General features: G+C 62.1%; 22 protein-coding genes. 8 read left to right on the plus strand and 14 right to left on the minus strand.

Going from position 1 to position 23,143, the window contains the following annotated elements; genetic code table 11:
- Positions 1 to 40 precede the first annotated feature (40 nt).
- On the minus strand, positions 41 to 532 hold the full coding sequence (locus VPH40_RS10825) for a YqaA family protein (protein ID WP_077398959.1): 492 nt from the start codon (positions 530 to 532) through the stop codon (positions 41 to 43).
- 201 nt (positions 533 to 733) lie between these two features.
- Here VPH40_RS10825 and ilvA point away from each other — a divergent pair, with 201 nt between their 5' ends.
- The 5 genes from ilvA to rapZ all read left to right on the plus strand — a co-directional run bounded on the left by ilvA (position 734) and on the right by rapZ (position 6,066).
- Entirely contained in the window at positions 734 to 2,269 is a 1,536-nt protein-coding gene (gene ilvA / locus VPH40_RS10830) for a threonine ammonia-lyase, biosynthetic (protein WP_099665685.1), read from the plus strand.
- A gap of 82 nt (positions 2,270 to 2,351) precedes the next feature.
- Positions 2,352 to 3,194 (plus strand): NADPH-dependent 7-cyano-7-deazaguanine reductase QueF, encoded by an 843-nt coding sequence (queF, locus tag VPH40_RS10835; RefSeq protein WP_099665686.1) that lies wholly within the window; start codon positions 2,352 to 2,354, stop codon positions 3,192 to 3,194.
- Positions 3,195 to 3,527: 333 nt separating this feature from the next.
- Positions 3,528 to 4,010 (plus strand): PTS sugar transporter subunit IIA, encoded by a 483-nt coding sequence (locus tag VPH40_RS10840; protein ID WP_071079718.1) that lies wholly within the window; start codon positions 3,528 to 3,530, stop codon positions 4,008 to 4,010.
- A gap of 36 nt (positions 4,011 to 4,046) precedes the next feature.
- Positions 4,047 to 4,982 carry an HPr(Ser) kinase/phosphatase gene (gene hprK / locus VPH40_RS10845; RefSeq protein ID WP_034753337.1) on the plus strand — a complete coding sequence of 312 codons (936 nt, stop codon included), beginning with the start codon at positions 4,047 to 4,049 and terminating at the stop codon, positions 4,980 to 4,982.
- A 220-nt stretch (positions 4,983 to 5,202) separates the two neighbouring features.
- A complete protein-coding gene (gene rapZ / locus VPH40_RS10850; protein ID WP_099665687.1) occupies positions 5,203 to 6,066 on the plus strand; it encodes an RNase adapter RapZ in 864 nt (287 codons plus the stop codon).
- Here the strand turns inward: rapZ and VPH40_RS10855 are convergent, their stop codons facing one another.
- The 8 genes from VPH40_RS10855 to VPH40_RS10890 all read right to left on the minus strand — a co-directional run bounded on the left by VPH40_RS10855 (position 6,067) and on the right by VPH40_RS10890 (position 12,779).
- Positions 6,067 to 7,152 (minus strand): enoyl-CoA hydratase/isomerase family protein, encoded by a 1,086-nt coding sequence (locus VPH40_RS10855; protein WP_328573442.1) that lies wholly within the window; start codon positions 7,150 to 7,152, stop codon positions 6,067 to 6,069. It lies immediately after the preceding gene.
- 128 nt (positions 7,153 to 7,280) lie between these two features.
- Positions 7,281 to 7,643 (minus strand): ribosome hibernation-promoting factor, HPF/YfiA family, encoded by a 363-nt coding sequence (gene hpf, locus VPH40_RS10860; RefSeq protein ID WP_034778388.1) that lies wholly within the window; start codon positions 7,641 to 7,643, stop codon positions 7,281 to 7,283.
- A 69-nt stretch (positions 7,644 to 7,712) separates the two neighbouring features.
- Positions 7,713 to 9,191, minus strand: a complete 1,479-nt coding sequence (locus VPH40_RS10865) for an RNA polymerase factor sigma-54 (protein ID WP_328573443.1) — start codon at positions 9,189 to 9,191, stop codon at positions 7,713 to 7,715.
- Positions 9,192 to 9,195: 4 nt separating this feature from the next.
- Positions 9,196 to 9,951 (minus strand): LPS export ABC transporter ATP-binding protein, encoded by a 756-nt coding sequence (gene lptB, locus VPH40_RS10870; RefSeq protein ID WP_077398949.1) that lies wholly within the window; start codon positions 9,949 to 9,951, stop codon positions 9,196 to 9,198.
- Positions 9,951 to 10,532: a lipopolysaccharide transport periplasmic protein LptA gene (gene lptA, locus VPH40_RS10875; RefSeq protein ID WP_305063302.1), complete on the minus strand. Its 582-nt coding sequence runs from the start codon at positions 10,530 to 10,532 to the stop codon at positions 9,951 to 9,953. The genes lptB and lptA overlap by 1 nt, the downstream gene beginning before the upstream one ends.
- Before the next feature lie 25 nt (positions 10,533 to 10,557).
- Positions 10,558 to 11,169, minus strand: a complete 612-nt coding sequence (gene lptC, locus VPH40_RS10880; RefSeq protein WP_253192771.1) for an LPS export ABC transporter periplasmic protein LptC — start codon at positions 11,167 to 11,169, stop codon at positions 10,558 to 10,560.
- Positions 11,170 to 11,211: 42 nt separating this feature from the next.
- A complete protein-coding gene (locus VPH40_RS10885) occupies positions 11,212 to 11,745 on the minus strand; it encodes a KdsC family phosphatase (protein ID WP_077398943.1) in 534 nt (177 codons plus the stop codon).
- Positions 11,745 to 12,779, minus strand: coding sequence for a KpsF/GutQ family sugar-phosphate isomerase (locus tag VPH40_RS10890; protein WP_442906636.1), 1,035 nt, complete (start codon positions 12,777 to 12,779; stop codon positions 11,745 to 11,747). The genes VPH40_RS10885 and VPH40_RS10890 overlap by 1 nt, the downstream gene beginning before the upstream one ends.
- 84 nt (positions 12,780 to 12,863) lie before the next feature.
- Between VPH40_RS10890 and VPH40_RS10895 the strand changes: the two genes are divergently transcribed.
- Entirely contained in the window at positions 12,864 to 14,843 is a 1,980-nt protein-coding gene (locus VPH40_RS10895) for a cation:proton antiporter domain-containing protein (RefSeq protein WP_328573445.1), read from the plus strand.
- On the opposite strand, the gene VPH40_RS10900 is transcribed toward VPH40_RS10895, so the two are convergent.
- The 3 genes from VPH40_RS10900 to VPH40_RS10910 all read right to left on the minus strand — a co-directional run bounded on the left by VPH40_RS10900 (position 14,844) and on the right by VPH40_RS10910 (position 18,113).
- Entirely contained in the window at positions 14,844 to 16,004 is a 1,161-nt protein-coding gene (locus VPH40_RS10900; protein WP_328573446.1) for a GGDEF domain-containing protein, read from the minus strand. It abuts the gene before it with no gap.
- A gap of 34 nt (positions 16,005 to 16,038) precedes the next feature.
- Positions 16,039 to 16,890, minus strand: coding sequence for an MOSC domain-containing protein (locus VPH40_RS10905; RefSeq protein ID WP_328573447.1), 852 nt, complete (start codon positions 16,888 to 16,890; stop codon positions 16,039 to 16,041).
- 128 nt (positions 16,891 to 17,018) lie between these two features.
- Complete coding sequence (locus VPH40_RS10910) at positions 17,019 to 18,113, minus strand: type II asparaginase (RefSeq protein ID WP_099665695.1); 1,095 nt, start codon at positions 18,111 to 18,113, stop codon at positions 17,019 to 17,021.
- Positions 18,114 to 18,246: 133 nt separating this feature from the next.
- Between VPH40_RS10910 and VPH40_RS10915 the strand changes: the two genes are divergently transcribed.
- Entirely contained in the window at positions 18,247 to 18,741 is a 495-nt protein-coding gene (locus VPH40_RS10915) for a hypothetical protein (protein WP_328573448.1), read from the plus strand.
- Positions 18,738 to 19,586 (plus strand): MipA/OmpV family protein, encoded by an 849-nt coding sequence (locus tag VPH40_RS10920; protein WP_328573449.1) that lies wholly within the window; start codon positions 18,738 to 18,740, stop codon positions 19,584 to 19,586. The genes VPH40_RS10915 and VPH40_RS10920 overlap by 4 nt, the downstream gene beginning before the upstream one ends.
- A gap of 12 nt (positions 19,587 to 19,598) precedes the next feature.
- On the opposite strand, the gene VPH40_RS10925 is transcribed toward VPH40_RS10920, so the two are convergent.
- Entirely contained in the window at positions 19,599 to 22,052 is a 2,454-nt protein-coding gene (locus tag VPH40_RS10925) for a TonB-dependent receptor (protein WP_328573450.1), read from the minus strand.
- Between the two features lie 106 nt (positions 22,053 to 22,158).
- Positions 22,159 to 23,142, minus strand: coding sequence for a siderophore ABC transporter substrate-binding protein (locus tag VPH40_RS10930; RefSeq protein WP_099665699.1), 984 nt, complete (start codon positions 23,140 to 23,142; stop codon positions 22,159 to 22,161).
- Position 23,143 lies beyond the last annotated feature (1 nt).

Consider the following 23,143-nt stretch of genomic DNA (forward strand, 5'->3'; position numbering starts at 1 on the left):
GGGCAAAACGGCGTTGCATTACGCCCCGTTTGCACCCACTTTACGCCAGCATTTGTCCAATCCGGTGCCATACGCCATCGGGCACGTACAGCAGCAAGCCCGTCATGGTCAGGTAGCGCGCACACTTGCCGACGGCCATGTAGGCCACGCTGGGCCAGAACGGCAGCTTGAGCCAGCCGGCCAGGGTGCACAGCGGGTCGCCCACGATGGGCAGCCAGGCCAGCAGCATGGTCTTGGCGCCATAGCGGGCCAGCCAGCGGAACCAGCGCGTGTCGCGTTCCTTGGCAAACGCCTGCTTGGCCCGGTAGCCCATCCAGTAGTCAACGACGCCGCCCAGGGTGTTGCCCAGGGTGGCGACGCCGATGGTGGCCCAGAACAGCGCGGGATTGGCCTTGATGACGGCAAACACGGCCGGTTCCGAGCCGAGCGGCAAGAGGGTGGCGGAAATAAAGCTGATCAGAAAGACCGATGTCAGCCCGACTTCCGGTGCTGCGATCAGCTGCAGCAGCCAGGCGATTGCGGATTCGATCATGGAACACTTCGCGATGCAGTAAGGCTCTCCATTATAATGAAGAGCAGCTTGCGCGCCGCACAATCCGCGCCGGCCGGCACAGGCCTACCCGCCCGCAGTTCCACAGAGCATTATTGTCGCCAGGCTATCCGCCGCGGCGCCGCCGCTATCGCCCGACACGCTCCAGACCCTTTCTGGCCCAGAATCACTTGCTTGCAGACTATGAACATCGACTACCTCAAGAAAATCCTGACCGCCCGCGTCTATGACGTCGCTACCGAAACGCCGCTGGAACTGGCCCCTGCCCTGTCGCAGCGCCTGAACAACCAGATTTACTTCAAGCGCGAAGACATGCAAAGCGTGTTCAGTTTTAAGATTCGTGGCGCCTACAACAAGATGTCCAAGCTGAGCGAAGCGGACCGCAAACGGGGCGTGATTTGCGCCTCGGCCGGCAACCACGCCCAGGGCGTAGCCCTGTCGGCCGCGCGCATGGGTTGCCGCGCCGTCATCGTCATGCCGACCACCACGCCCCTGGTGAAGGTCGAGGCGGTCAAGGGACGCGGCGGCGTGCACGTGGAAGTGGTGCTGCACGGCGAGTCGTACACGGATGCCTACAACCATGCGCTGACCCTGGAAAAGGAACAGAAGCTGACCTTCGTGCACCCGTTCGACGATCCGGACGTGATCGCCGGCCAGGGCACGATCGGCATGGAAATCCTGCGCCAGCACGCCGGCCCCATCCACGCCATCTTCGCGCCCATCGGCGGCGGCGGCTTGATCGCCGGCATTGCCGCCTACGTGAAACAGATTCGCCCCGACATCAAGATCATCGGCGTACAAAGCGTCGATTCGAACGCCATGGCCCGTTCGCTGAAAGCGGGCGAGCGCGTGACCCTGAACGATGTGGGCCTGTTTGCCGACGGCACGGCCGTGCGCCTGGCCGGCGAGGAAACCTTCCGCCTCGTGCAGGCGTATGTCGATGAAATCATCACCGTCGACACGGACGCCATCTGCGCCGCCATCAAGGACGTGTTTACGGATACGCGCAGCATCCTGGAGCCGTCCGGCGCGCTGGCCATCGCCGGCGCCAAGGCGTATGTGGAACGGGCCAGCTTGACCAAGCACCCTGTCAACAATGAAACCCTGGTCACCATCGCCAGCGGCGCGAACATGAATTTCGACCGTTTGCGCTTTGTCGCGGAACGGGCCGAACTGGGCGAATTCCGCGAAGCCGTGTTTGCCGTCACCATGCGCGAACAGCGGGGCAGTTTCAAGCGTTTCTGCTCGCTCATCGGCGCGCGCAACGTGACGGAATTTAACTACCGCATCAGCGATGAAAAAGCCGCGCACGTGTTCGTCGGCATTCAAATTGCCGACCGACATGAATCAAGCGTGCTGGCGAAGACTTTCGAGGAACACGAATTCAAGACCCTGGACCTGACCCACGACGAGCTGGCCAAGTCGCACATCCGCCACCTGGTGGGCGGCAAGAGCCGGCTGGCACAGGACGAGTTGCTGTACCGCTTCGAGTTCCCGGAGCGCCCGGGCGCCCTGATGCGCTTCCTCGACAGCATGGCGCCGAACTGGAATATTTCCCTATGCCACTACCGCAGCCAGGGCGGCGACGTGGGCCGCATCCTCATCGGCCTGCAAGTGCCGCCCGATGAAATGGGAGAATTCGCCCGCTTCCTCGATACCCTGGGATACCGTTACTGGGATGAAAGCAGCAATCCCGTCTATAAGCTGTTCCTGGGGTAAGCATCACCTCCCGGCGGCGGCTACTCGCCGTCGGGAGAATTAGGCTACCATGCGTGCTTGACTGAATTCACGCCACACGACCATGACCACCACCAACGACCTCGCCGAACAATCCCCGCTGGGCAAAAGCTCCGCCTACCGCACCGATTACGCGCCGGAACTGCTGTTTCCCATTCCGCGCCAGGGCAAGCGCGACGAGCTGGAATTGCGCGGCACATTACCGTTCTTCGGCCTCGATATCTGGAATGCGTATGAGCTGTCGTGGCTGAACCAGCGCGGCAAGCCGCAAGTGGCGATTGCCAAGGTCAGCGCGCCGGCCGATTCGCCGAACATCATCGAATCGAAGTCGTTCAAGCTCTATTTAAACTCGTTCAACCAGACCAGGCTGGACAGTCCGGATGCGCTGCTGGCCTTGCTCAAGCAGGATTTATCGAAGGGTTTCGGCGCGCCCGTGCAAGTGGAACTGACCTTGCAGGACGATTTCGGCAAGCTGAAAATGGGCGAATTCGACGGCGTGCTGCTCGACCGCCTGGACCTGGAAATCACGCAATACACGCCTTCGCCGCTGCTCTTGAAGGCGGCGCTCGATGAAGCGCCAGTGGAAGAAAAACTCGTCTCGCATTTGCTCAAATCGAATTGCCTGGTGACGGGCCAGCCCGACTGGGGCAGCGTGCAGATCGAGTACGCAGGACCGCAGATCGACCAGGAAAGTCTGTTGCGCTACCTGATCGGTTTCCGCGAACACAACGAATTCCACGAGCAATGCGTAGAGCGCATCTTTGTCGATATCTTGCGTCAGTGCAAGCCTCAAAAACTGTCCGTGTATGCGCGCTACACGCGCCGCGGCGGCCTCGACATCAATCCCTGGCGCAGCAACTTCAGCACCGGGGCGATGCCGGGCAATCTGCGCAATGCGCGCCAGTAACGCCAAACAACACCCCGCAACCATGCCAACAGGAATGTTGGCTGTGTTTTAAAACAACGTTGCAGTAGTGCCGCAGAGCATGTCAAAGACGCTGAAAAATCGGAAAATCGGCATTCGGCGGCGGAAAAACCGGCGCACCGCGTGTTTTTAATCAAGAAATAGCCGATACACGCCGATGTTATTTTTTTGCTAAAATGATGACCACGTGGGCTGTAGCGCCCACTGCGCTCGCAGCGGGCGTATACTGTTGAGAATTGGCGTTACAGGCCGCCGAAACAGGCCTATAATTCGGCTCGCAAGCCCTCTGCGCATTGCACCATTTCATTGAGTGTCATGACTAATCTTAGCAAAATATTATCCCTCGAGAACGTCCTGCTGGACCTGGAAGTCTCCAGTAAAAAGCGCGCCTTCGAGCAAGCCGGCCTGATCTTCGAAAACAATTACGGCATCGCCCGCTCTACCGTCTCGGACAATCTGTTTGCCCGCGAACGCCTGGGCTCGACCGGTCTGGGCCATGGCGTGGCCGTGCCGCATGGCAGGGTCAAGGGCAGCAAAACCTTGAAAGCGCCGCTGGGCGCCTTCGTGCGCCTGGCCGAGCCGATTCCATTCGAATCGCCCGATGGCAAGCCCGTCAATCTGCTGTTTTTCCTGCTGATTCCAGATCATGTCACCCAGCAACATCTGGAAATCCTGTCGGAAATCGCCGAAATGTTTTCCGACGACGCCTTCCGCACGGCCTTGGCCACGGATCCGGAACCGAAATCCGTGCATTCGCGCATCGTCAATTGGCAACCCAGTCTGCAAGCGGCAGGTTAAACTTCAGGTATTCCTCCACTCCTGAAGAAGACTGCCATGTTGCAAACGCCGCTGACGATACAACGCCTGTACGACGATAATCGTGAAAGTCTGCAACTGGGCTGGTTCGCCGGCTTCCCCGGCGGCGAGCGCCTGATCTCGGGCGACGTCTCGTCGGCCGCCGACCAGGTGGGCCACTTGAACCTGATCCATCCGGGCCGCATCCAGGTCTTCGGCCACCAGGAAATCAATTATTACCAACGCCTGAAGGTCAACACGCGCACCCACGTGATCGGCGAACTGATCGCCGGCGGTCCGCCCGCGCTGATCATCGCGCAAGGGCTGGAAACGCCGCCCGACATCCTCGCCATCTGCGACGAGCAAAACATTCCCCTGTTCTCCACCCCGCTGCCGGCCGCGCAAGTGATCGACTTCCTGCGCGTCTACCTGTCGAAAAAACTGGCGCAGCGCATCATCATGCATGGCGTGTTCATGGACGTGCTGGGCGTGGGCGTGCTGATCACGGGCGACTCGGGCTTGGGCAAGAGCGAACTGGGGCTGGAACTGATCTCGCGCAGCCACGGCCTGGTGGCCGACGACGCCGTCGAATTTTCGCGCATCGCGCCCAACATGATCGAAGGCCGCTGCCCGCCCCTGCTGCAAAACCTGCTGGAAGTGCGGGGACTGGGCTTGCTCGATATCAAGGCCATCTTTGGCGAAACGGCCGTGCGCCGCAAGATGCGCCTGAAGCTGATCGTGCACCTCGTGCGCCGCAACGCGCTGGAAGAAGAAGTCGAGCGCCTGCCATTCCTGTTCCCCACGGAAGACGTGCTGGGCTTGCCCGTACGCAAGGTGGTCATCCCCGTCGCCGCCGGCCGCAACATCGCCGTGCTGCTGGAAGCGGCCGTGCGCAATACGATTTTGCAACTGCGCGGCATCGATACCTTGCAGGAGTTCATGGAACGGCAGAGATTAGCAATGAGTGGCGACTAGTCTGCAGTGGAGTTCACCCTTGCAAGGGCGAACCGTTGCGCAGGCACGCAGCAGTGCTGCGTGAATTCCCTGCTTCACCAACGACTTGCCATGAGTGGCGACTAGCGTTGCAAGAAGCACGCCCTCTTTTGTTTAACCAATACTACAGTCCAAATTGCAATAATTTGTAAAGATAGTTGCCTTGGGAGCGGAGCGCCGGTCTTTATTGTATGATCGGGTTATGCATATCGTCCTTATCACCGGAATATCCGGCTCCGGTAAATCCGTCGCGCTCAATGTGCTGGAAGATACCGGTTACTATTGTGTCGACAACCTGCCACCGGCCTTGCTGCCCAGCCTGGTGCAGACCCTGCTCGACGAAGGTACACCGCAACTGGCCGTCGCCGTCGATGCGCGCAGCGCCGAGTCGCTGACCAGCCTGCCACACAATGTGGCCCTGCTGCGCGACCAGGGACACGACGTCAAGGTCATGTTCCTGACAGCCACCACGCATTCGCTGGTGGCCCGCTTCTCGGAAACGCGGCGCAGCCATCCGCTGTCGCACGAATTGCGGCCGAACCAGAATCCGGCCAGCCGCCGCACCCTGATCGAGTGCATTTCGGAAGAGCGCGAACGCCTGTCGACCATCGAACAGCTGGGCCATGTGATCGACACGTCGGAACTGAGCGCCAACAAGCTGCGTGCCTGGATCAAGGATATCGTCGCCTCCGAACGCGCGCCGCTGACCCTGTTCTTCGAATCGTTCGCCTTCAAGCTGGGCGTGCCGCTGGACGCCGATTTCGTCTTCGACGTGCGGGCCTTGCCGAACCCCTATTACGACCTGGCCTTGCGCCCCCTCGATGGACGCGACGCACCCGTGATCGCCTTCCTCGACGCGCAGCCCAGCGCGCTGGAACTGCTGGCCGACATCCGCGCCTTCATCGAGAAATGGTTGCCGTCATTCAAGTCCGACAACCGCAGCTACCTGACGGTAGCCCTCGGTTGCACGGGCGGCCAGCACCGCTCCGTGTACATGGCGGAGCGGCTGGCGCAATATTTCGGCCCCAACGAGCGTGTGGTACTGCGCCACCGCGAGCGCAGCTAGTTAATCGAGGTGGCGCAGCGGATGCGCCGCGGCCGGCCAGACGGGCGTAAAGAAGCGCGCCACCATGGCCGCGTCGACTTCGTCCAGGCTGGCGGGGTTCCAGCGAGGGGCATTGTCCTTGTCGACCACCAGCGCGCGCACGCCCTCGAGCACTTCGCCATGTTCGAAATTGTGGCGTACGACTGTGCGCTCCAGGCGCAGGCAATCGGCCACGCCCAGGTGGGCGCCCCGCTGCAGCAATTCCAGGGTCACCGACATCATCAAGGGCGAACGCAGGCGCATGGCCGCCAGCGCCTTGGCGGCGAACGCACTGTCGTCCTGCGCCAGCGAAGCCATGATGGCCGCCACGGAGCCGGCGCTGAAATGGCGGTCCAGCGCTGCGCGCGCCGTGGCCAGGGGAGAAACGCCTGCCTCGGCCTGGAATGGTGCCGCCAGCGCCTTGATGGCCACCGGCAAGGCCTCGCCCGGCGTCGATTCAAACAGGTCCAGCAGCGCCCCTATCTGCGCTTCGGGCAGGCAGACATCGGCCAGGCCCGTGTACAGGGCGTCGGCCGCGTTGATCGTCAAGCCCGTCAAGCCCAGGTACAGGCCCAGTTGGCCGGCCAGGCGGGACAGGAAATAACTGCCGCCCACGTCCGGGAACAGGCCGATATTGACTTCCGGCATGGCCATGCGCGTGCGGCCCGTCACGATGCGCAAGCGGTTGCCTGGCCCGGCTTGCGCCACGCCCATGCCGCCGCCCATCACCACGCCATCCATCACGGCGATATACGGTTTCGGGTAAAAATGAATTAAATGATTTAAAGCATATTCTTCCGTAAAGAAATCTTCCAACAGGGCGCTGCCGCCTTGCGGCGTGGCCAGACCCGCATCGTAAAAGAAACGGATGTCGCCGCCGGCGCACAGGGCTTTGTCGCTGCTGGAGCGGATCACGACGGCGTCCACCTGCGGATCGTCGCGCCAGGCCAGCAGGGCCGCGCTCAGGGCACGCACCATCTCCAGCGACAGGGAATTCAAGGCTTTCGGACGGTCGAGCACGATGTGCCCGGTGCGGTTGCGGATGGAAGTCTGGACGAAGTCGCTCATGGCAGGCAGGAAAGAAGTGAAAGTGCGAATATTCTAATGCCTGCGCGGGGAACATTGCGTTCCGCTGGGCGCAAAAAAGGGCGCAATGTGCGCCCTTAGTTGATCACAACTGCTGGAAGCGGGTGGCCTTAGACGGCGACGACGGCTTCTTCCTCGGAGTTGTCTGGCAGATGCTTGATCGCCTCTTTACCGTGCCCTTGCACTTTGGTTTTGTATTTCATCACTTGCCTATCGAGCTTGTCGATCAGCGTATCGATCGCGGCGTACAGGTCGTGCGCCAAGCTTTCCACATAGACAGTCTTGCCGCTCAAACGCAGGTTGACTTCAGCCTTTTGACGTTTTTCTTTCTCTTTGAGGTTATCCACGGTCAGAATCACGGCGATATCGATGACTTGATCGAAATGACGTTTCACGCGCTCCAGCTTCGTTTGTACGTATTCACGGATGGCTGGTGTCACTTCGAGATGATGTCCGCTGATGGTGAGATTCATACACACTCCTAAAGATGATCGGGTTCGTGCGGTCCATCCTATCCGGCCCGCAGAGGAACCGAAAAAAACTTACAAACACTTACGCAGGCTCACTGGCGGAATTTTTAATGCTTCCCGGTATTTGGCAACAGTACGTCGCGCAATCACCATGCCTTGTTCCCCCAGCATGTCCGCAATCTTACTGTCGGATAAAGGATTTTTAGGGTCTTCTGCTCCTGTCAGTTGCACGATCAATGCCCGTATCGCCGTCGATGACGCTTCGCCCCCCGCTTCGGTGGCGACGTGGCTACCAAAGAAATATTTCAACTCGAACATGCCGTGCGGGGTCAGCATGTACTTTTGAGTTGTTACCCGCGAGATAGTACTCTCGTGTAAACCCAGTGTATCAGCTATTTCACGGAGCACAAGGGGGCGCATGGCAACGGCCCCATGCGAGAAAAAGTTCTTTTGTCTTTCTACTATCGCCTGTGCCACGCGCAGGATCGTGTCGAAGCGCTGGCGCATGTTCTTGATCAGCCACTTGGCCTCCTGCAACTGTGCGCCCATGGCGCCCTCCCCCTTGCCCTGCTTGAGCAAGTTGGCGTACATGGCGTTGACGCGCAGGCGCGGCATGACGTCGTTGTTCAAGGTCACTTGCCAGCCATTGCGCGCGCGCTTGACGACGACGTCGGGCACCACGTAATCGGAAACGTCCGAGGCGAACACGGCGCCCGGATGCGGATTGCACTGGCGAATCACCGTCTGCGCTTCGCGCAAGTCTTCATCGTCGCAATCGAGGGCTTTTTTCAGCTTGTTGAAATCGCGCTGGGCAAACCAGGCCAGGTGCTTTTCCACGATCACGAGGGCCATGCGCCGCGTCACCATGGCGATGTGCGGCAAGCGCTTGATTTGCAGAGCCAGGCATTCGGACGCGTTGCGCGCGCCCACGCCCGGCGGATCGAAACTTTGCAGCAGCGACAAGGCCGTGCGCATCTCGTCGGCGTCGATTTCCAGCTCTTCCGGCAGGCGCGCCAGGATGTCGTCGAGCGACTCTTCCAGGTAGCCATTGTCGTCGAGCGCGTCGATGATCAGCTCGACCAGCGCGCGGTCGCGCAATTCGAGCACCGTCACGCGCATCTGCTCCATCAGGTGTTCGCGCAGAGTGCAGTGATGGGCCTCCAATTGCGGACGCGAATCTTCGTCGTCGGGCGCCTTGCCCCGGCTCGCCTCACTCCAGTCGCTGTCGCCGCCATCCGCGGCGGCCGGGCTGTCGCCCCCCTCGCCGTCAAACGCTTCCGCTTCGGCCGGCGCTACGGGCGCCTCCTGGCCTGGTGGCTGGGGCGGCGCTTCGGCCGGTGCGGCCGTGGAGCTCAAGGCCCCGTCGGACAGCAGGCGCAGCGAGCGGTCGAGCGGATCATCGAGGCGTTCGAGCAAGGGATTGTCCGTCAGCAATTGCTCGAGTTCCTGGTGCAATTCCAGAGTAGACAATTGCAACAGGCGTATCGATTGCTGCAACTGCGGCGTCAGTGCCAGGTGCTGCGAAGTGCGCAGCTGCAATGATTGTTTCATTGGCTTACATGCGGAAGTGTTCGCCCAGATAGACCCGGCGTACCGACTCGTTCGCAATGATGTCGTCGGGGCGTCCCGACGCCAGCACCGAGCCCTGGTTGATGATGTAGGCGCGGTCGCAAATACCCAGCGTCTCACGCACATTATGATCGGTGATCAGCACGCCGATATTGCGCTCCTTCAAGAAACGCACGATGCGCTGGATCTCGATCACGGCGATCGGATCGACGCCGGCGAACGGCTCGTCGAGCAGCACGAAACGGGGATCGGTGGCCAGCGCGCGGGCGATTTCCACGCGGCGGCGTTCGCCACCGGACAGGGACAGCGCCTGGTTCTCGCGCAGCTTTTCAATCTGCAAGTCGGCCAGCAATTTATCCAGCCGCTCCTCGATCTCGGCCTTCGTCAGCGGGCGGCCTTCGACGGTCTGGATTTCCAGCACGGCGCGGATATTGTCTTCCACCGTCAGCTTGCGGAAGACGGACGCTTCCTGCGGCAGGTAGGACAGGCCCATCTGCGCACGGCGGTGGATCGGCAGGCTGGAGATATCCACGCCGCTGATATCGATGCTGCCACCATCGGACGGCACCAGGCCGACGATCATGTAGAACGAGGTGGTCTTGCCGGCGCCGTTCGGGCCCAGCAAGCCCACCACTTCGCCGCATTCGACTTGCAGCGAAACATCATGCACGACTTGCCGCTTGCCATAGGTTTTTTGCAGCCCGCGAACGATCAGGGTGCTGCCGCAACGTGTATTTTCCATTATTTCTTTCCTGGCGCGGGCGTGGCCGGCGCTTTCTCCGCTGCCGGCGCCTTGGTCTTCGGCTGGATCACCATGCGCACGCTGCCGCCATCGGCGGTGCTGGTGCCGCTGTTGGAATTTTCCATCGCAAATTCTTCCTTGCGGCTGTCATACGAGATGAAAGCGCCATTGGCCACATCGGTGACTTTCGCGCCTTCCAGGCGCGTCAGCTTGGCTCTGGAAAACAGTTTCACCACTTCCGTCTTGTTGTCGTATTCCACGCGCTCCGCTTCGCCTTCGACCCACAGGTCGCCCGCGCCATCACGCTTCTGGCGGAAGGTCGCAAGCTTGCCGGGATCGGCCCAGAAGGTGATGAACTGGTAGCCTTGCGGGTCTTCCGTGATCAGGGCCCGGCCCGCCTTCATGGTCAGGGTCCCCTTGACCAGCACGACGTCGCCCGTCAGGGTGCGCACCTGCTTGACGTCATCGACGTGGCCGCTGCGTGCCGTGATGACGGCTTCCTTCTCGGAATCGGCCTTCTCGGCATGCGCCGCGCCCATGATGGCCAGCGAAAATACGGTCAACAGCAAGATGTTCTTCATAGTATGGTTTCCTTGTTTCATTCTGTCATTTTGCCGCCGCGGCCGGGCGCGGTTTCGGCGGGAGGACCATGCGCAGCGCATTCTGCACTTCCACCACGCCGGTGGCGTTATTCGCCTTCATGCCGACGCCATTGATGCGCGAGGCGCCCGTCAGGATATCGACAGGCACGTCCGTTTCCATTCTTTCCTCGTCCGGGAACACCGTCAGCGCTTCCGTCTTGACCGTCAGGTTCTGCGCCTTCGGACTGGCCACGCGGTCGATCACGACCTTGCGGTGCAGTTGCAGCCGGGTATTGTCCTGGTCGATATGCGCCAATTCCGCATTCATGTTCATCGGCGGCATGCCTGGCGTGAGCTTGCGCACGAAGGGCTGGTCGATATCGGACGAATCGTCCAGCGGATAATGCGTGAGCTTGGTGCCCGACACGATATAGCTGGGCTTGCCCGTCAAGTCCATGCGCACCATGCTGAAATTGGTGATGAAATAGTCGGGTTCATCCAGATGCTTGCTGGCCGTGATGTCCTGGCCATTCTTGTTCATCACCTCGAGCAGCCAAAAGCTGCCCAGCGCGACGACAACCGCGCCCAGCACGGTAAAAATCATGCGCCAGCGATGGGCGCCTCCTGGCTTACGCATAGGGCTTCACTCTTTCAAAGGTCACTGGCGAGGCGGCGCGCCTCACTCCAGGAACGGCGCCATGACGCGCGCATAGTTGTCCTGGGCGCGCAGCAGGAATTCGCAGATCTCGCGCACCGCGCCGCGGCCGCCGCCAGCCTGCGTCACATGGTGCGCCAGGCCCTGCGCCTCCGGACGCCCGCCCGGCACGCTGACGGCAAAGCCCACGCGCTTCAGGATGGGCGCGTCGATGACGTCGTCGCCGATATAGCCGCATTGCTCTTCCGTCAAGCCCGTCAGCGCCAGCAATTCGCGAAACGGCGTCAGCTTGTCGTGGCCGCCCTGGTGCACATGGGTAATGCCCAGGTCTTGCGCGCGGCGCGCCGTGATGGCCGAGCGGCGCGCGCTGATGATGGCCGTCTGCACGCCCGATTCCTGCAGCAGCTTGATGCCCAGGCCATCATACACATTAAACGTTTTCATCATCTCGCCGTCCGGGCCGAAATGCAGGCTGCCGTCGGTGAGCACGCCATCGACGTCAAAGATCATCAGTTTGACCTTGGCCGCCCGCGCCAGGTTGTCCGCCACGCTGTCCATCAGATCACCTTCGCTTGCGTCAGATCATGGATATGCAGCGCGCCCACCAGCTTGCCGTCGGCATCGACGACCAGCATCTGGTTGATGCGGAACTGCTCCATCACGGCCACGGCATCGACGGCCAGGCGTTCGGGCGCGATGCTGCGCGGCTGCGCATGCATGACGTCGCGGATCGCCACTTGCGTGAAATCCTGCACGCGCTCAAACATGCGGCGCAGATCGCCATCCGTAAACACGCCCACGGGACGGTTGTCCGCGTCGACGACGGCCGTCATGCCCATGCCTTTCTTCGTCATTTCCTCCAGCGCCTGCAGCAAGGAAGCGTCCACGGGCACCTTGGGTACGCGTTCGCCGCTGCGCATGACGTCATGCACGTGCGTGAGCAAACGGCGGCCCAGGGCGCCGCCCGGGTGCGAGCGGGCGAAATCTTCTTCCTTGAAGCCGCGCAAGTCGAGCAAGGCCACGGCGATCGCGTCGCCCAGGGCCAGGGTGACGGTGGTGCTGGCCGTCGGCGCCAGGTTCAGCGGACAGGCTTCTTTCTCAACAGAAATATCCAGGTGCACGTCGGCCAATTGCGCCAGGCTCGAATTGGGCTTGCCCGTCATGGAAATCAGCACGCCGCCCATGCGCTTGACGACGGGCATGATGGCCATCAGTTCCGATGATTCGCCGGAGTACGATATGGCAATAAAAGCATCGTCCGACGTGACCATGCCCAGGTCGCCATGGGCCGCTTCGGCCGGATGCACGAACAGGGCCGGCGTGCCGGTGGAAGCGAGGGTGGCGGCAATCTTGCGCGCGATATGGCCGGACTTGCCGATGCCGGAGACGACGACTCTTCCCTTGCATTGCAGCAACATCGCCACGGCGCGGCCGACGCTGTCGTCCGTGGCCAGGCGCGCATGCAGCGCAACGATGGCGTCGGACTCGATCTGCAAGGTGGTGCGGGCCAGCACGACAGCGCGCTCGGTCGTCGCTTGCATGTCAATTCGATCAAAAGCTTTCAGCATTGTTTTTTCATGGGTTACACTCATGCCCAAAGTATAAACGAATTAGGAAAGCAAAAAACTTGCCAGTCACAACAAACAACGATTTCCATTGACCGTACCGGGCAACCCATGTTTTCCTCGCTTGAACTGACCCTGATGTTACTCGGCAGCGCCGTGCTGGGCGTGGTCGCTTTCAGAATGTTGCATTTGCCGCCCATGCTGGGTTACCTGGCCGTCGGCATCGTCATCGGCCCCCACGCGCTGGGCCTGGCGGCGGAAAACGAGGCCAGCCACACCCTGGCCGAGTTCGGCGTCGTCTTCCTGATGTTTTCCATCGGGCTCGAATTTTCTCTACCCAAGTTCCTCGCCATGCGGCGCATCGTCTTCGGCCTCGGCATGGCGCAGGTGGTCACCACCATCATCGCCACCGTCGTCTTCGGCTGGTTTGTCGCCCGCTACCTGTCCGCCTACATCCACCTGAGCTGGCAAGCCGCGTTCGCCCTGGGCGGCGCGCTGGCCATGTCGTCGACGGCCATCGTCTCGAAAATGCTCACGGAGCGGCTGGAACTGGAAAGCGAACACGGCCGCAAGATCATCGGCATCCTGCTGTTCCAGGACCTGGCCGTCGTGCCCCTGCTGATCCTGATTCCCGCCCTCACCCGCGATTCGGACAACCTGGCCGAAACCCTGGCCTGGGCAGGCGGCAAGGCCCTGGTGGCGCTCATTTTGCTGCTGTTCATCGGCCAGAAGATGGTGCGCGGCTGGTTGACCATCGTCGCCAAGCGCCGCTCGCAAGAGTTGTTCATGCTCAACCTGCTGCTGATTACCCTGGGGGCGGCGTGGATCACGGAACGGGCAGGATTGTCGCTGGCCCTGGGGGCCTTTGTTGCCGGCATGCTCATTTCCGAGACGGAATTCAAGCACCAGGTGGAAGAGGATATCAAGCCCTTCCGCGACGTGCTGCTGGGCCTATTCTTCATCACCGTCGGCATGCTGCTCAATATCCGCGTGGTGCTCGACAACTGGTGGCTCGTGCTGCTCTTGCTGTGCGGCCCCGTGCTGCTGAAATTCGCCCTGATCGCGGGCCTGGCCCGGCTGTTCGGCTCCAGCAACGGCGTAGCCTTGCGCACGGGGCTGGGCCTGGCGCAGGCTGGCGAATTCGGCTTTGTGCTGCTGAACCTGGCAGGCGGCATCAAGCTGATGGACCCGTTCGTCGTGCAGGTGGTGCTGGCGTCGATGGTGCTGTCGATGCTGGTGGCGCCCTTCCTCATCGCCAAGTCCGACGCCATCGTCATGAAACTGGCGGCCAACGACTGGATGATGCAATCCTTGGCGTTGACGAAGATCGCCACGCGCACCATGGCGTCGCAGAAACACGTGCTGATTGCCGGCTTCGGACGCAGCGGGCAAAGCCTGGCCACCCTGCTGGCGGAAGAAAAGATCGAATACCACGCGCTGGACCTGGACCCGGAACGGGTGCAGGAAGCGCAGCTGGCCGGCGCGCATGTCTCGTACGGCGACGCGGGCCGGCGCGAAAGCCTGGTGGCGGCCGGTATCTACCGGGCCAGCGCCGTGGTAATCACGTACGCCAACACGCCTTCGGCACTGAAATTATTGCATTTACTCAACGAAATGGCGCCCACCTTGCCCGTCATCGTGCGCAGCCACGACGATACCGACCTCGACCAGCTGAAGAAGGCAGGCGCGGCCGAAGTGGTGCCGGAATTGATGGAAGGCAGCCTGATGCTCGCTTCGCACGCGCTGATCATGATGGGCGTGCCCCTGCGCCGCGTGGTGCACCGCGTGCAGGCCGCGCGCGAGGAGCGTTATGCCTCGCTGCGCGGCTATTTCCACGGTTCCAGCGATGCGGGCGACGATGCCGAGCTGGAACGCCTGCATACGGTCACCGTCAGCGACGGCGCGCATTGCGTGGACTTGCCCTTGAGTGCGATCGACGTGGCCGGCTGCGGCGCGTTTGTCACGGCCATCCGCCGCGGCCGCGGCCGCCTCGACGTCACCCCCGAGACGCAGCTGGCCAGCGGCGACGTGGTGGTGCTGCGCGGCACGGCCGACGCCGTGGCCAAAGCAGAAACATTACTATTGAAATAACTATTCGGACGGTGCCTGCCAGCTGATGACCTTGTTACGGCCATCGGCCTTGGCCTGGTACAGGGCCTGATCGGCGTGCGCCACCAGTTGCTGCGCCACCGTTTCGATCGGTAGCAGCGCCGCGTCCGCTTCCAGGCTGGCCACGCCGATCGAGACGCTGACCCACGCTTGCGCGCTGCCCGGCAAGTCGAACATGGTGCCGGCGATGCTGGCGCGGATGCGTTCGGCAACGAACGTCGCACTGTCGAGGTCGGCGTCGATCAGCAGCACGACGAATTCCTCGCCGCCGAAGCGGCCCAGCGCATCGGAACGGCGCAATTCCGTGCGGATGCGCGTGGCCACTTCGCGCAGCACTTCATCGCCACCCTGGTGGCCATAGGTGTCATTGACCAGCTTGAAATGGTCGATATCGATATACATGCATGAAATGCAATAATTCTGGCGCCGCGCGCGGGCGATTTCTTCCAGCAGCCGGCGGTCGATATAACGGCGGTTGTAGACGCCCGTCAAGGAATCGGTCAAGCCGATGTATTTCAGCATTTCATTGCTGATCACGTTTTCCAGGCAAATGGCGATGATGGATGCCATGTGCTTGATGAAATCCGTGCCCAGCACGGGCGTAAAGCGCGTCACGTCGCTGCTGGCCAGGTTCAGGCTGCCGATCAGGCGCTTGTTGCGCAGCAAGGGCACCAGGGCCACGCTGCGCAAGGGCGAACCGATGCCCGGGAAACGCGGGCCATGCACGGCGGCATCAAAGGCGCCCAGCAGCGGCAGCGGCGGCAAGGCCGCTTCGCCCTCGGCCACGGGTACCGACGGGGCAAAGCCCAGCTCCGCCACGGCATGTACGAACAGCAACTGCGGGAAGGCGCTGAAATCGACGCCCAGCTTTTCCATCACCAGCACGATATCGTCATCCTCGTCGAGCAGGCTCAAAGTGACGCCGTCGAGGTCGGAAATCACGGGCAAGGTGCGGAAAATGGTGCCGATCAGCTCGGGAAACGTGGACGCGCCGACGATTTCCAGATCAAACGCCTGGTGGCGGCACATGATGTCGTGGTTGCGCTCGACCTGTTCCAACAGGAAAGCCATGCGCGCCCGCAAGGCCTGGTTTTCGGCTTCGAGGCTGGCAATGCGCGGGTCCGGCGGTATTGCTTGATTCATAGAAACCTTAAACCCTTCTGTGCGGGCGCCATGCTTAAAATGCCAGTTCGAAACCGATGTCCTGCCCCACTACGATACGCTCATCGCCGCCTTCGGTGACGATGGCGTTCATGCCGAAGCAGATGGCGCCGTCAAGCTCGGGCTTGGCGCGGTAGCCATGCATGACGTCGAGCGGGTCCGGTCCGGGCACGCCCGTGGCCTGGTCCACCGACGGAATCGGGCAGCGCGAGCACGGCTTGACGGGTTTTAACACGGTTGCGCCGAATTGCAGGAAGTCGGCGTAGTCTTCCTCGAAGGCGCCGATATCGCCGATGACGAGATTGGGACGGAAACGGTTCATCGGCAAGGCCTCGCGGCCGGCGACGCGCAGCTTGTCATTGACGTCGGCTAGCGAGGCGCTGCCGGCGATCAGCACCGGATAGCCATCGGCAAACATGGTCGAGGCGGCCACGCCATCCGTCCACTTCGTGCTGGTGGCGCGCACCACGTCCGGGTGAAAGCGCACGAGGCGGCACGGCACGCCGATGGCGTTGGTAAACCAGGTGGCCGTGACGTCGTCGCAATCGTAGGCGCGCACGGTATCGTCCCACACTTGCACGTCCAGCATGGGCGCCAGTTGCGGATGCGGCAAGCCCAGCTCGATTTCCAGCCGCAACATGCCCGGCGCGCGCAATTCCAGGGTGGTGGCCTTGATGGACGGCACGATCAGCGCCATGCGCGGATGTTCGCGCTGCGTCAGGAAACGGCCGTGCTCGTCCACCACCATCCATTCGCGGTCGAACACGTATTCGCTCATCAGCCCTGAGCGCGTCAGGACCGCCTCACGCAAATGGATGCCGGCGCACGATTTGATCGGATACAGGATGATGTCGGACAGGATAGCCATGGACAGGGGAGAAGGAACAGTGTTGCTGCTTCAGCCAGGAAGTTATTCAAAAACGAAGTATGGCAGCAAAGCGGGCAAGCGTAAATCCGCCAAGCCCAGCCGCAGTGGCCGGGCCGGCGTGACGGCGATCAATACGTGTAGAAAATACGCTGGATTTCTTGCGTACTATTGGTTTTGGTCAAGGCCAGCATCAGCAGGATACGGGCTTTTTGCGGGTTCAGGGTGTCGGATACGACACTGTCGAGTTCATCGTCGTTGGCTTCGCCATTGCGCGCCACGATGCCCTGGCCGACGCGGCTCGAACGCACGATCAGCACGCCCTTCTGGCGCGCTTCCACCAGGGCCGGCTTCATTTGCGCGGCCACGCTGCCATCGCCCACGCCCGCGTGGATGATGCCCTTGGCGCCGGCGGCGATGAAGGCGTCCATGCCGACGCGGTTCATGTTGGCGTAGCCGTAGACGATGTCCACTTGCGGCAAGGCATCGAGCTTGCTGATGTCAAATTCCGACTCCAGCGTGTGCTTGCGCGTCGACTGGCGGTAGAAAAAGGCCTTGCTGCCCTGGATGTAGCCGAGCATGCCCAGTTCCGGCGACTTGAAGGTGTCCGTGGTCGATGTATTGGTTTTGGTCACTTCGCGCGCGGCGTTGATCTGGTCGTTCAAGGCCACCAAGACGCCCTTGCCTACGGCTTCCTTGCTGCCCGCCAGCATCACGGCGTTGTATAGGTTGATGGGGCCGTCAGCCGAGATGGCCGTCGATGGACGCATGGCGCCCACCACCACCACCGGTTTATGGCTCTTCACGGTCAGGTTCAGGAAGTACGCCGTTTCCTCGATGGTGTCGGTGCCGTGCGTGACGACCACGCCATCGACATCGCTCGAGGCCAGCAGCACGTTGATGCGCTTGGCCAGGGCCAGCCAGTGGCTATTGCCCATGCTTTCGCTGGCGATCTGGAACACTTGCTCGCCTTTCACGTTCGCCACTTTTTTCAATTCCGGCACGGCCGCGATCAGGCGCTCGACACCCACGGTAGCCGAGGTGTAGCCGACGGTGGTGGTGCTGTCGGCGCCGCTGCCGGCGATGGTGCCGCCCGTGGCCAGGATCACCACATTCGGCAATTTGACGGCCGCCTGCTGCGCGCGCGCGGGGGAAGCGGCGATAAAGCCCATCAGCATGGTAGCCAGCATCAGCTGTGCACAAGAATGGAATTTGCGTGAAAACATGGTGCTCCCGTGAGGTGTACTGTCAAAAATAACAAAGTCGTGTGCAAATTATATGTCATCCATGCCGGGGCAAATCCCGAATTCATGCGTATCGCGCAAACGTGCGCGCCTTCCCTTGCGCTACAGTGGCGCCATGTCCACACTGCCGCCCATCCGGTCTTGCCTCCTCCTGCCGCTCGTCTTGATGGCGCTCAATGCCTGCGCCACGCAAATCGAACTGCGCACGGCGGCGCAACAGGAACAATGGGGGCGTGAAGCGGCCAGCCAGGGCGACTGGACACAAGCCATGCGCAACTACGCGGACGCCGTCGGGAACGTCGAACTGGGCCACGGCGATCTCGCTTGGCAAGCACGGCTGCACCACCAGGCGGGACGCGCCGCCAGCGGGGCCTGCCGCTACGATGCGGCCGAATTTCATTTCCGCCAGGCCATCGCGCTGGCGAAACGCAGCAAACAATCGAGCGCCCTCGGCTACAAGGCCCTGATCGACCTGTATGAACGCCAGGGCAAGGCGACGGAAGCCTTGGCCGTGCGCAATGAACTGGGGTTTCATCAATCGTGGGCACTGGGCGCCTTTGTCGACCTGGAATCGCTGCCGGCAGGCAAACCTTGCGGAGTTGCTCGATGAGTATCGCACGCCCCTTGCTGGCCGCCTCCAGCCTCCTCGCCGCCATGGCGCCGGCGCGCGCCGTCGAAGCACCGCTGCCCTTATCGCTGCCCTTATGGGAAGCGGGCGTGTTTGGCGGCACGGCCGTCACGCCCGCCTATCCGGGCGCCAGCGAACGCTCGACGCGCAGCCTGGCCCTGCCCTATCTGATTTATCGCGGGAAAGTCTTGCGCGCCGACCGCTCCGGCGTGGGCGCGCGCCTGTTCAATACGGAGCGATTCGATTTCGATATCGGTTTTGCCCTGTCCTTGCCGGCCAGATCCAGCGACGTGCCGGCCCGGCGCGGCATGCCGGACCTGGGTACCCTGGTGGAATTTGGCCCGCGCCTGAAAGTCAAGCTGGCCGAGCCGACGCGGCACAGCCGCCTGGGGCTGGAGCTGCCCTTGCGCGCCGTCATCGAAGCGCGCGGCGGCCTGCGCCGCCAAGGCACCACCTTCGAGCCGCGCCTCGTGTATGGGCTACAAGGCGGGCAGCAGGCCTGGCATGTGGACGCCAGCCTGGGCGCCGTGCTGGGCAATGCCGCCATCAACGATTATTTTTATGGCGTCAGTTCCGCATTTGCCACCGGTCAGCGCCCCGCGTATGCGGCAAAAAGCGGGCTGATGCTCACGCGGCTGGGCCTGGGCGGTTCCTACCGGCTGCAGCGGGACTGGCGCGCCTTTGCCTTTGTACGCTACGATACTTACACAGGCGCCGCCAACCGCGCCAGCCCCCTGCTGCGCCAGAACAGCGGCACCTCGGCCGGCATCGGCCTGATGTGGACGTGGCAACGTTCAAGCAGCCTGGCGCAGGGCCCGGACGAGTAATAACAAGACGGCTTAAAACTCCGTCGTGGCCGACAACATGACCGTGCGCGGCGCGCCCAGGCCCAGGCTGGTCCATTGCGGCAGCGCCCAGTACGCCCTGTTGCCGACGTTCGTCACGCTGGCGCGCACCGTCAGGGGCCGGCCCGCCGCCTTCGTCGCATAGCGGGCGCCCAGATCAAACACGGTGCGGCCCGGCACGGACATCGAATTGTCGGCATTGATGTATTGCTTCGATGCCGCCGTCGCGTTCGCCGTCAGGGTCACGCCAGGGATGGCGGGCGTATCCCACTCAACGCCCAGCTTGGCTTGCAGCTTGGGCACGCCCGTCGCCTGCTTGCCCTGGTTGGCGCCGCCCATGGTCTTGCTCAAGACCGGGTCGACATACGCCACGCCGCCCATCAGGCGCACGTCGCGCAGGGGCGAGCCGAAGAAGCCCCAGTCGATGCCGCGGTTGCGTTGTTCTCCGCCAAAGGAAAAGATATTGCTGACCGGGTCGACATAGCTGCTGGGCCGCTTGATTTCATACACGCTGACCGTATGCGCGAACTCGCCCAGGTCGACCTTGACGCCAAGCTCCGCCTGCTTCGATTTGTACGGCGCAAAGACCTCGCCCGAGTTGGCGGCCGTCAACGGCGCCGTGGCGCCCTGGCTCAAGCCTTCGATGTAGTTGCCGTACAAGGACACCGTTTTGCTGGCCTTGACCAGCAGGGCGACGGCGGGCGTGGTGGCGCTTTCGTCATAGCGCGAGGTGCGCGCGCCCGTCTTGATGTTGAAGTTATCGCTGAGCACTTCCTGACGGCGCAAGCCCACCGTCAGCTGCACGGTGTCTTGCGCAAAGGAAAGTGTATCGACCAGGCCAAAGCTGGCCAGGCGCAGTTCCGCCTTGGAAATTTGCGGCGCGTCGAAGCGCGTCGCCGGGCCCCAGACGGGATTGTAGATGTTCGTGATCCAGTCTTTCGCCAGGGTATTGCGGCGGCCGTACTGCTTGTCCGTGTGGTGATAATACGTGGCGTTGACGGCCCATTGATGGCCGATGTCGCCCGTGCGCAACTTGCCCCGAAAACCCGCTTCCGCCGACTGTTTTTCCACGTCGAAGCCCAGGTCGGCGACGTTGGTGCGGTAATCGCCGGCCGTGTTGAATACCTGGATCAGATACGCGCCCGTCGACTGGTAGTCGGCCCGGCTGGCCCCCACGGCCGCATACGCCATCACTTGCGCGTTCAAGTCCAGTTCGCCACGCAGCATGGCGCCCTTGTCCTTGGTATCGTAAAACGCCCAGCTGGGATTGAGCAGGGTTTCCGCTTTCGGCGGACGCGGCACGGGCAAGCCGGGGGCCAGGTTGACGCCCCGGTTCAAGCCATCGGCGCGGTCCTCGCTGTGATACAGGTCGGCGGACAGGCGCGCGCCATTGCCACGCCAGTCCAGCCCGACCGAGACGAGCCGGGTCTTCTTTTTCTGGTGGTCGATGGCGCCGTCGCCATCGCGGTAGACACCGTTGACCCGGATGCCGAATTGTTGATTCTCGCCAAAACGTTGGCCCAGATCAATATGCCCGCCCCATTGCGAATCCGACATGTACGACGCCGTCACGCGCGCCAGCGGCGCATCGCCCGCGCGCTTGGGCACGAGGTTGATGCTGCCGCCCACGGAACCGCCCGGTGGCATGCCGTTGAGCAAGGCCGATGGCCCTTTCAGCACCTCGATGCGCTCGAACATTTCAGGCGACGTGCGGTAGTACGGCGAAATGCCGTACAGTCCGCCAAACGCAACGTCGCCGATATTCGAGCTGAAGCCCCGTATCGAGTAATTCTCGCCGATGATGCCCGTCATGCCGCTGCTGAAGACGGTAGGGTCGGCGGCGGAAATCACGTCGGTGATGTCGCGCGCCTGCCGGTCTTCGATGAATTTATCCGTATAGCTGATGGTGTTGAACGGCGTTTCCATGAAATCCTTGTCGCCAAGAAATCCCACGCGGCCGCCGGATGCCACTTGTCCGCCTGCGTAGGCATCCGTCACGCTGTTGCCCTTGCCCCACACCGTTACGGCCGGCATAGTGGCGGCGGCTTCGGCGGCGGCGCTGTGCGCCGGTTCGCGGCGCACCGTGTAGCTGCCATTGCCCTCGCGCACGGCTTGCAAGCCATGGCCGCGCAGCAATTCATAAAAGCCTTCAGGCACGCTGTAGCTGCCGGACAGGCCGGCGCTGTTCTTGCCTTGCAGTAAGCTAGCCTCGACCGTCAATTCGACGCCCGCCTCGGCCGCGAAAGTGTTGAGCGCCAGGCCCAGCGTACCGGCCGGCACGCTGAACGCTTGCCGGGCCTGGCCCGCCCCCGTTTGCGCGTACGCTGGCGGGGCCGCCACGCCCAGCGCCCCCACGGTCAAGCCCGTGATGAGCGCCAGTTGCACGGCGGTGGCGATACGACTCAGGTTCAAGGCGGGAAGATGGCGGGTTGCCATGCGTTGGGTCATAAAGTAAATCCTTTCAGAAGGGATGATTGCTTGTTCTCACCCTATCTCCCGAACGAAAAGGCAAAACCCTCAATGCAAATACGACTCATTACGAAAATAATTTATCTCACTGATAACCCTTGAGCACGTCGTCGATCACCCGTTTCAGCGACGTCACGCTGGCCGCCGTGATGTACCAGGCATCCGCATCGACGAAGACCACGCGGCCGTTCTTCCAGGCATTGGTCTGGCGCAACAGCGGATTGGCCATCTGTTCGGCCGTCATGACGGGACGGTGTTCCATCACGGCCGTGCGGTCCACCACATAGATGATGTCGGGATTGGCTTGCTGGATGAACTCACTGGAAATGGGTTGGCCATGCAAGCCCGCCTCGATGGCCGAGCTGGCAGGTTTCACGCCCAGCGCATCGAACACAAAACCGTAGCGTGACCGCACGCCGAAGGAGCTGAAGGCGCCGTTGTTATGCAGCACGATGAGCGCCTTCTCGGGACGCTCCTGCGTCACCTTGCGCGCATCCGCCACCTTGGCGTCGAGCTCCGCGGCTTTCCGGCTGGCAATGTCTTCCTTGCCAAAGATGCGTCCCAGTGTCAGCAAGTGTTGCTTGACAACTTCGATGTGCTTGCTCTCGCTGTTCTGGTAATCCACGTCGAAATGCAAGGTGGGCGCGATCTGGCTCAGTTCCTTGTAATGGTTGGCCTGGATCGACGTCATCAGTATCAAATCGGGCTGGAGCGCGTGGATATGCTCGAGATTCGGCTGCACGATGGCGCCCAGGTCGCGGATGCCCTGGTCATCCTTGTAGCGGGTGAGGAAATGCGGCACGTAATCCTTCACCATGCCGGCCACGGGCACGCCCAGCTGGTCGAGGAAATCGACTTCGTTCATGTCGAGCACGGCCACCCTCTGTGGGCGCTGCTTGAGCACCGTCGTGCCCAGCTTGTGCTCGATGGTGATGGGCGCAAACGCCTGCGGTGACGCGGAGGCGGCAGGTGCTGACGGCGTCGTGGCTGCCTTGTCGGTGCAGCCTTGCAGGGCGGCCATGGCGGCGAGCAGCACGGCCAGCGCGCGGCGGGATTTGTTCCAGATCATC

This window comes from Janthinobacterium sp. P210005, from assembly GCF_036231865.1.
Taxonomy (GTDB): domain Bacteria; phylum Pseudomonadota; class Gammaproteobacteria; order Burkholderiales; family Burkholderiaceae_D; genus Janthinobacterium; species Janthinobacterium kumbetense.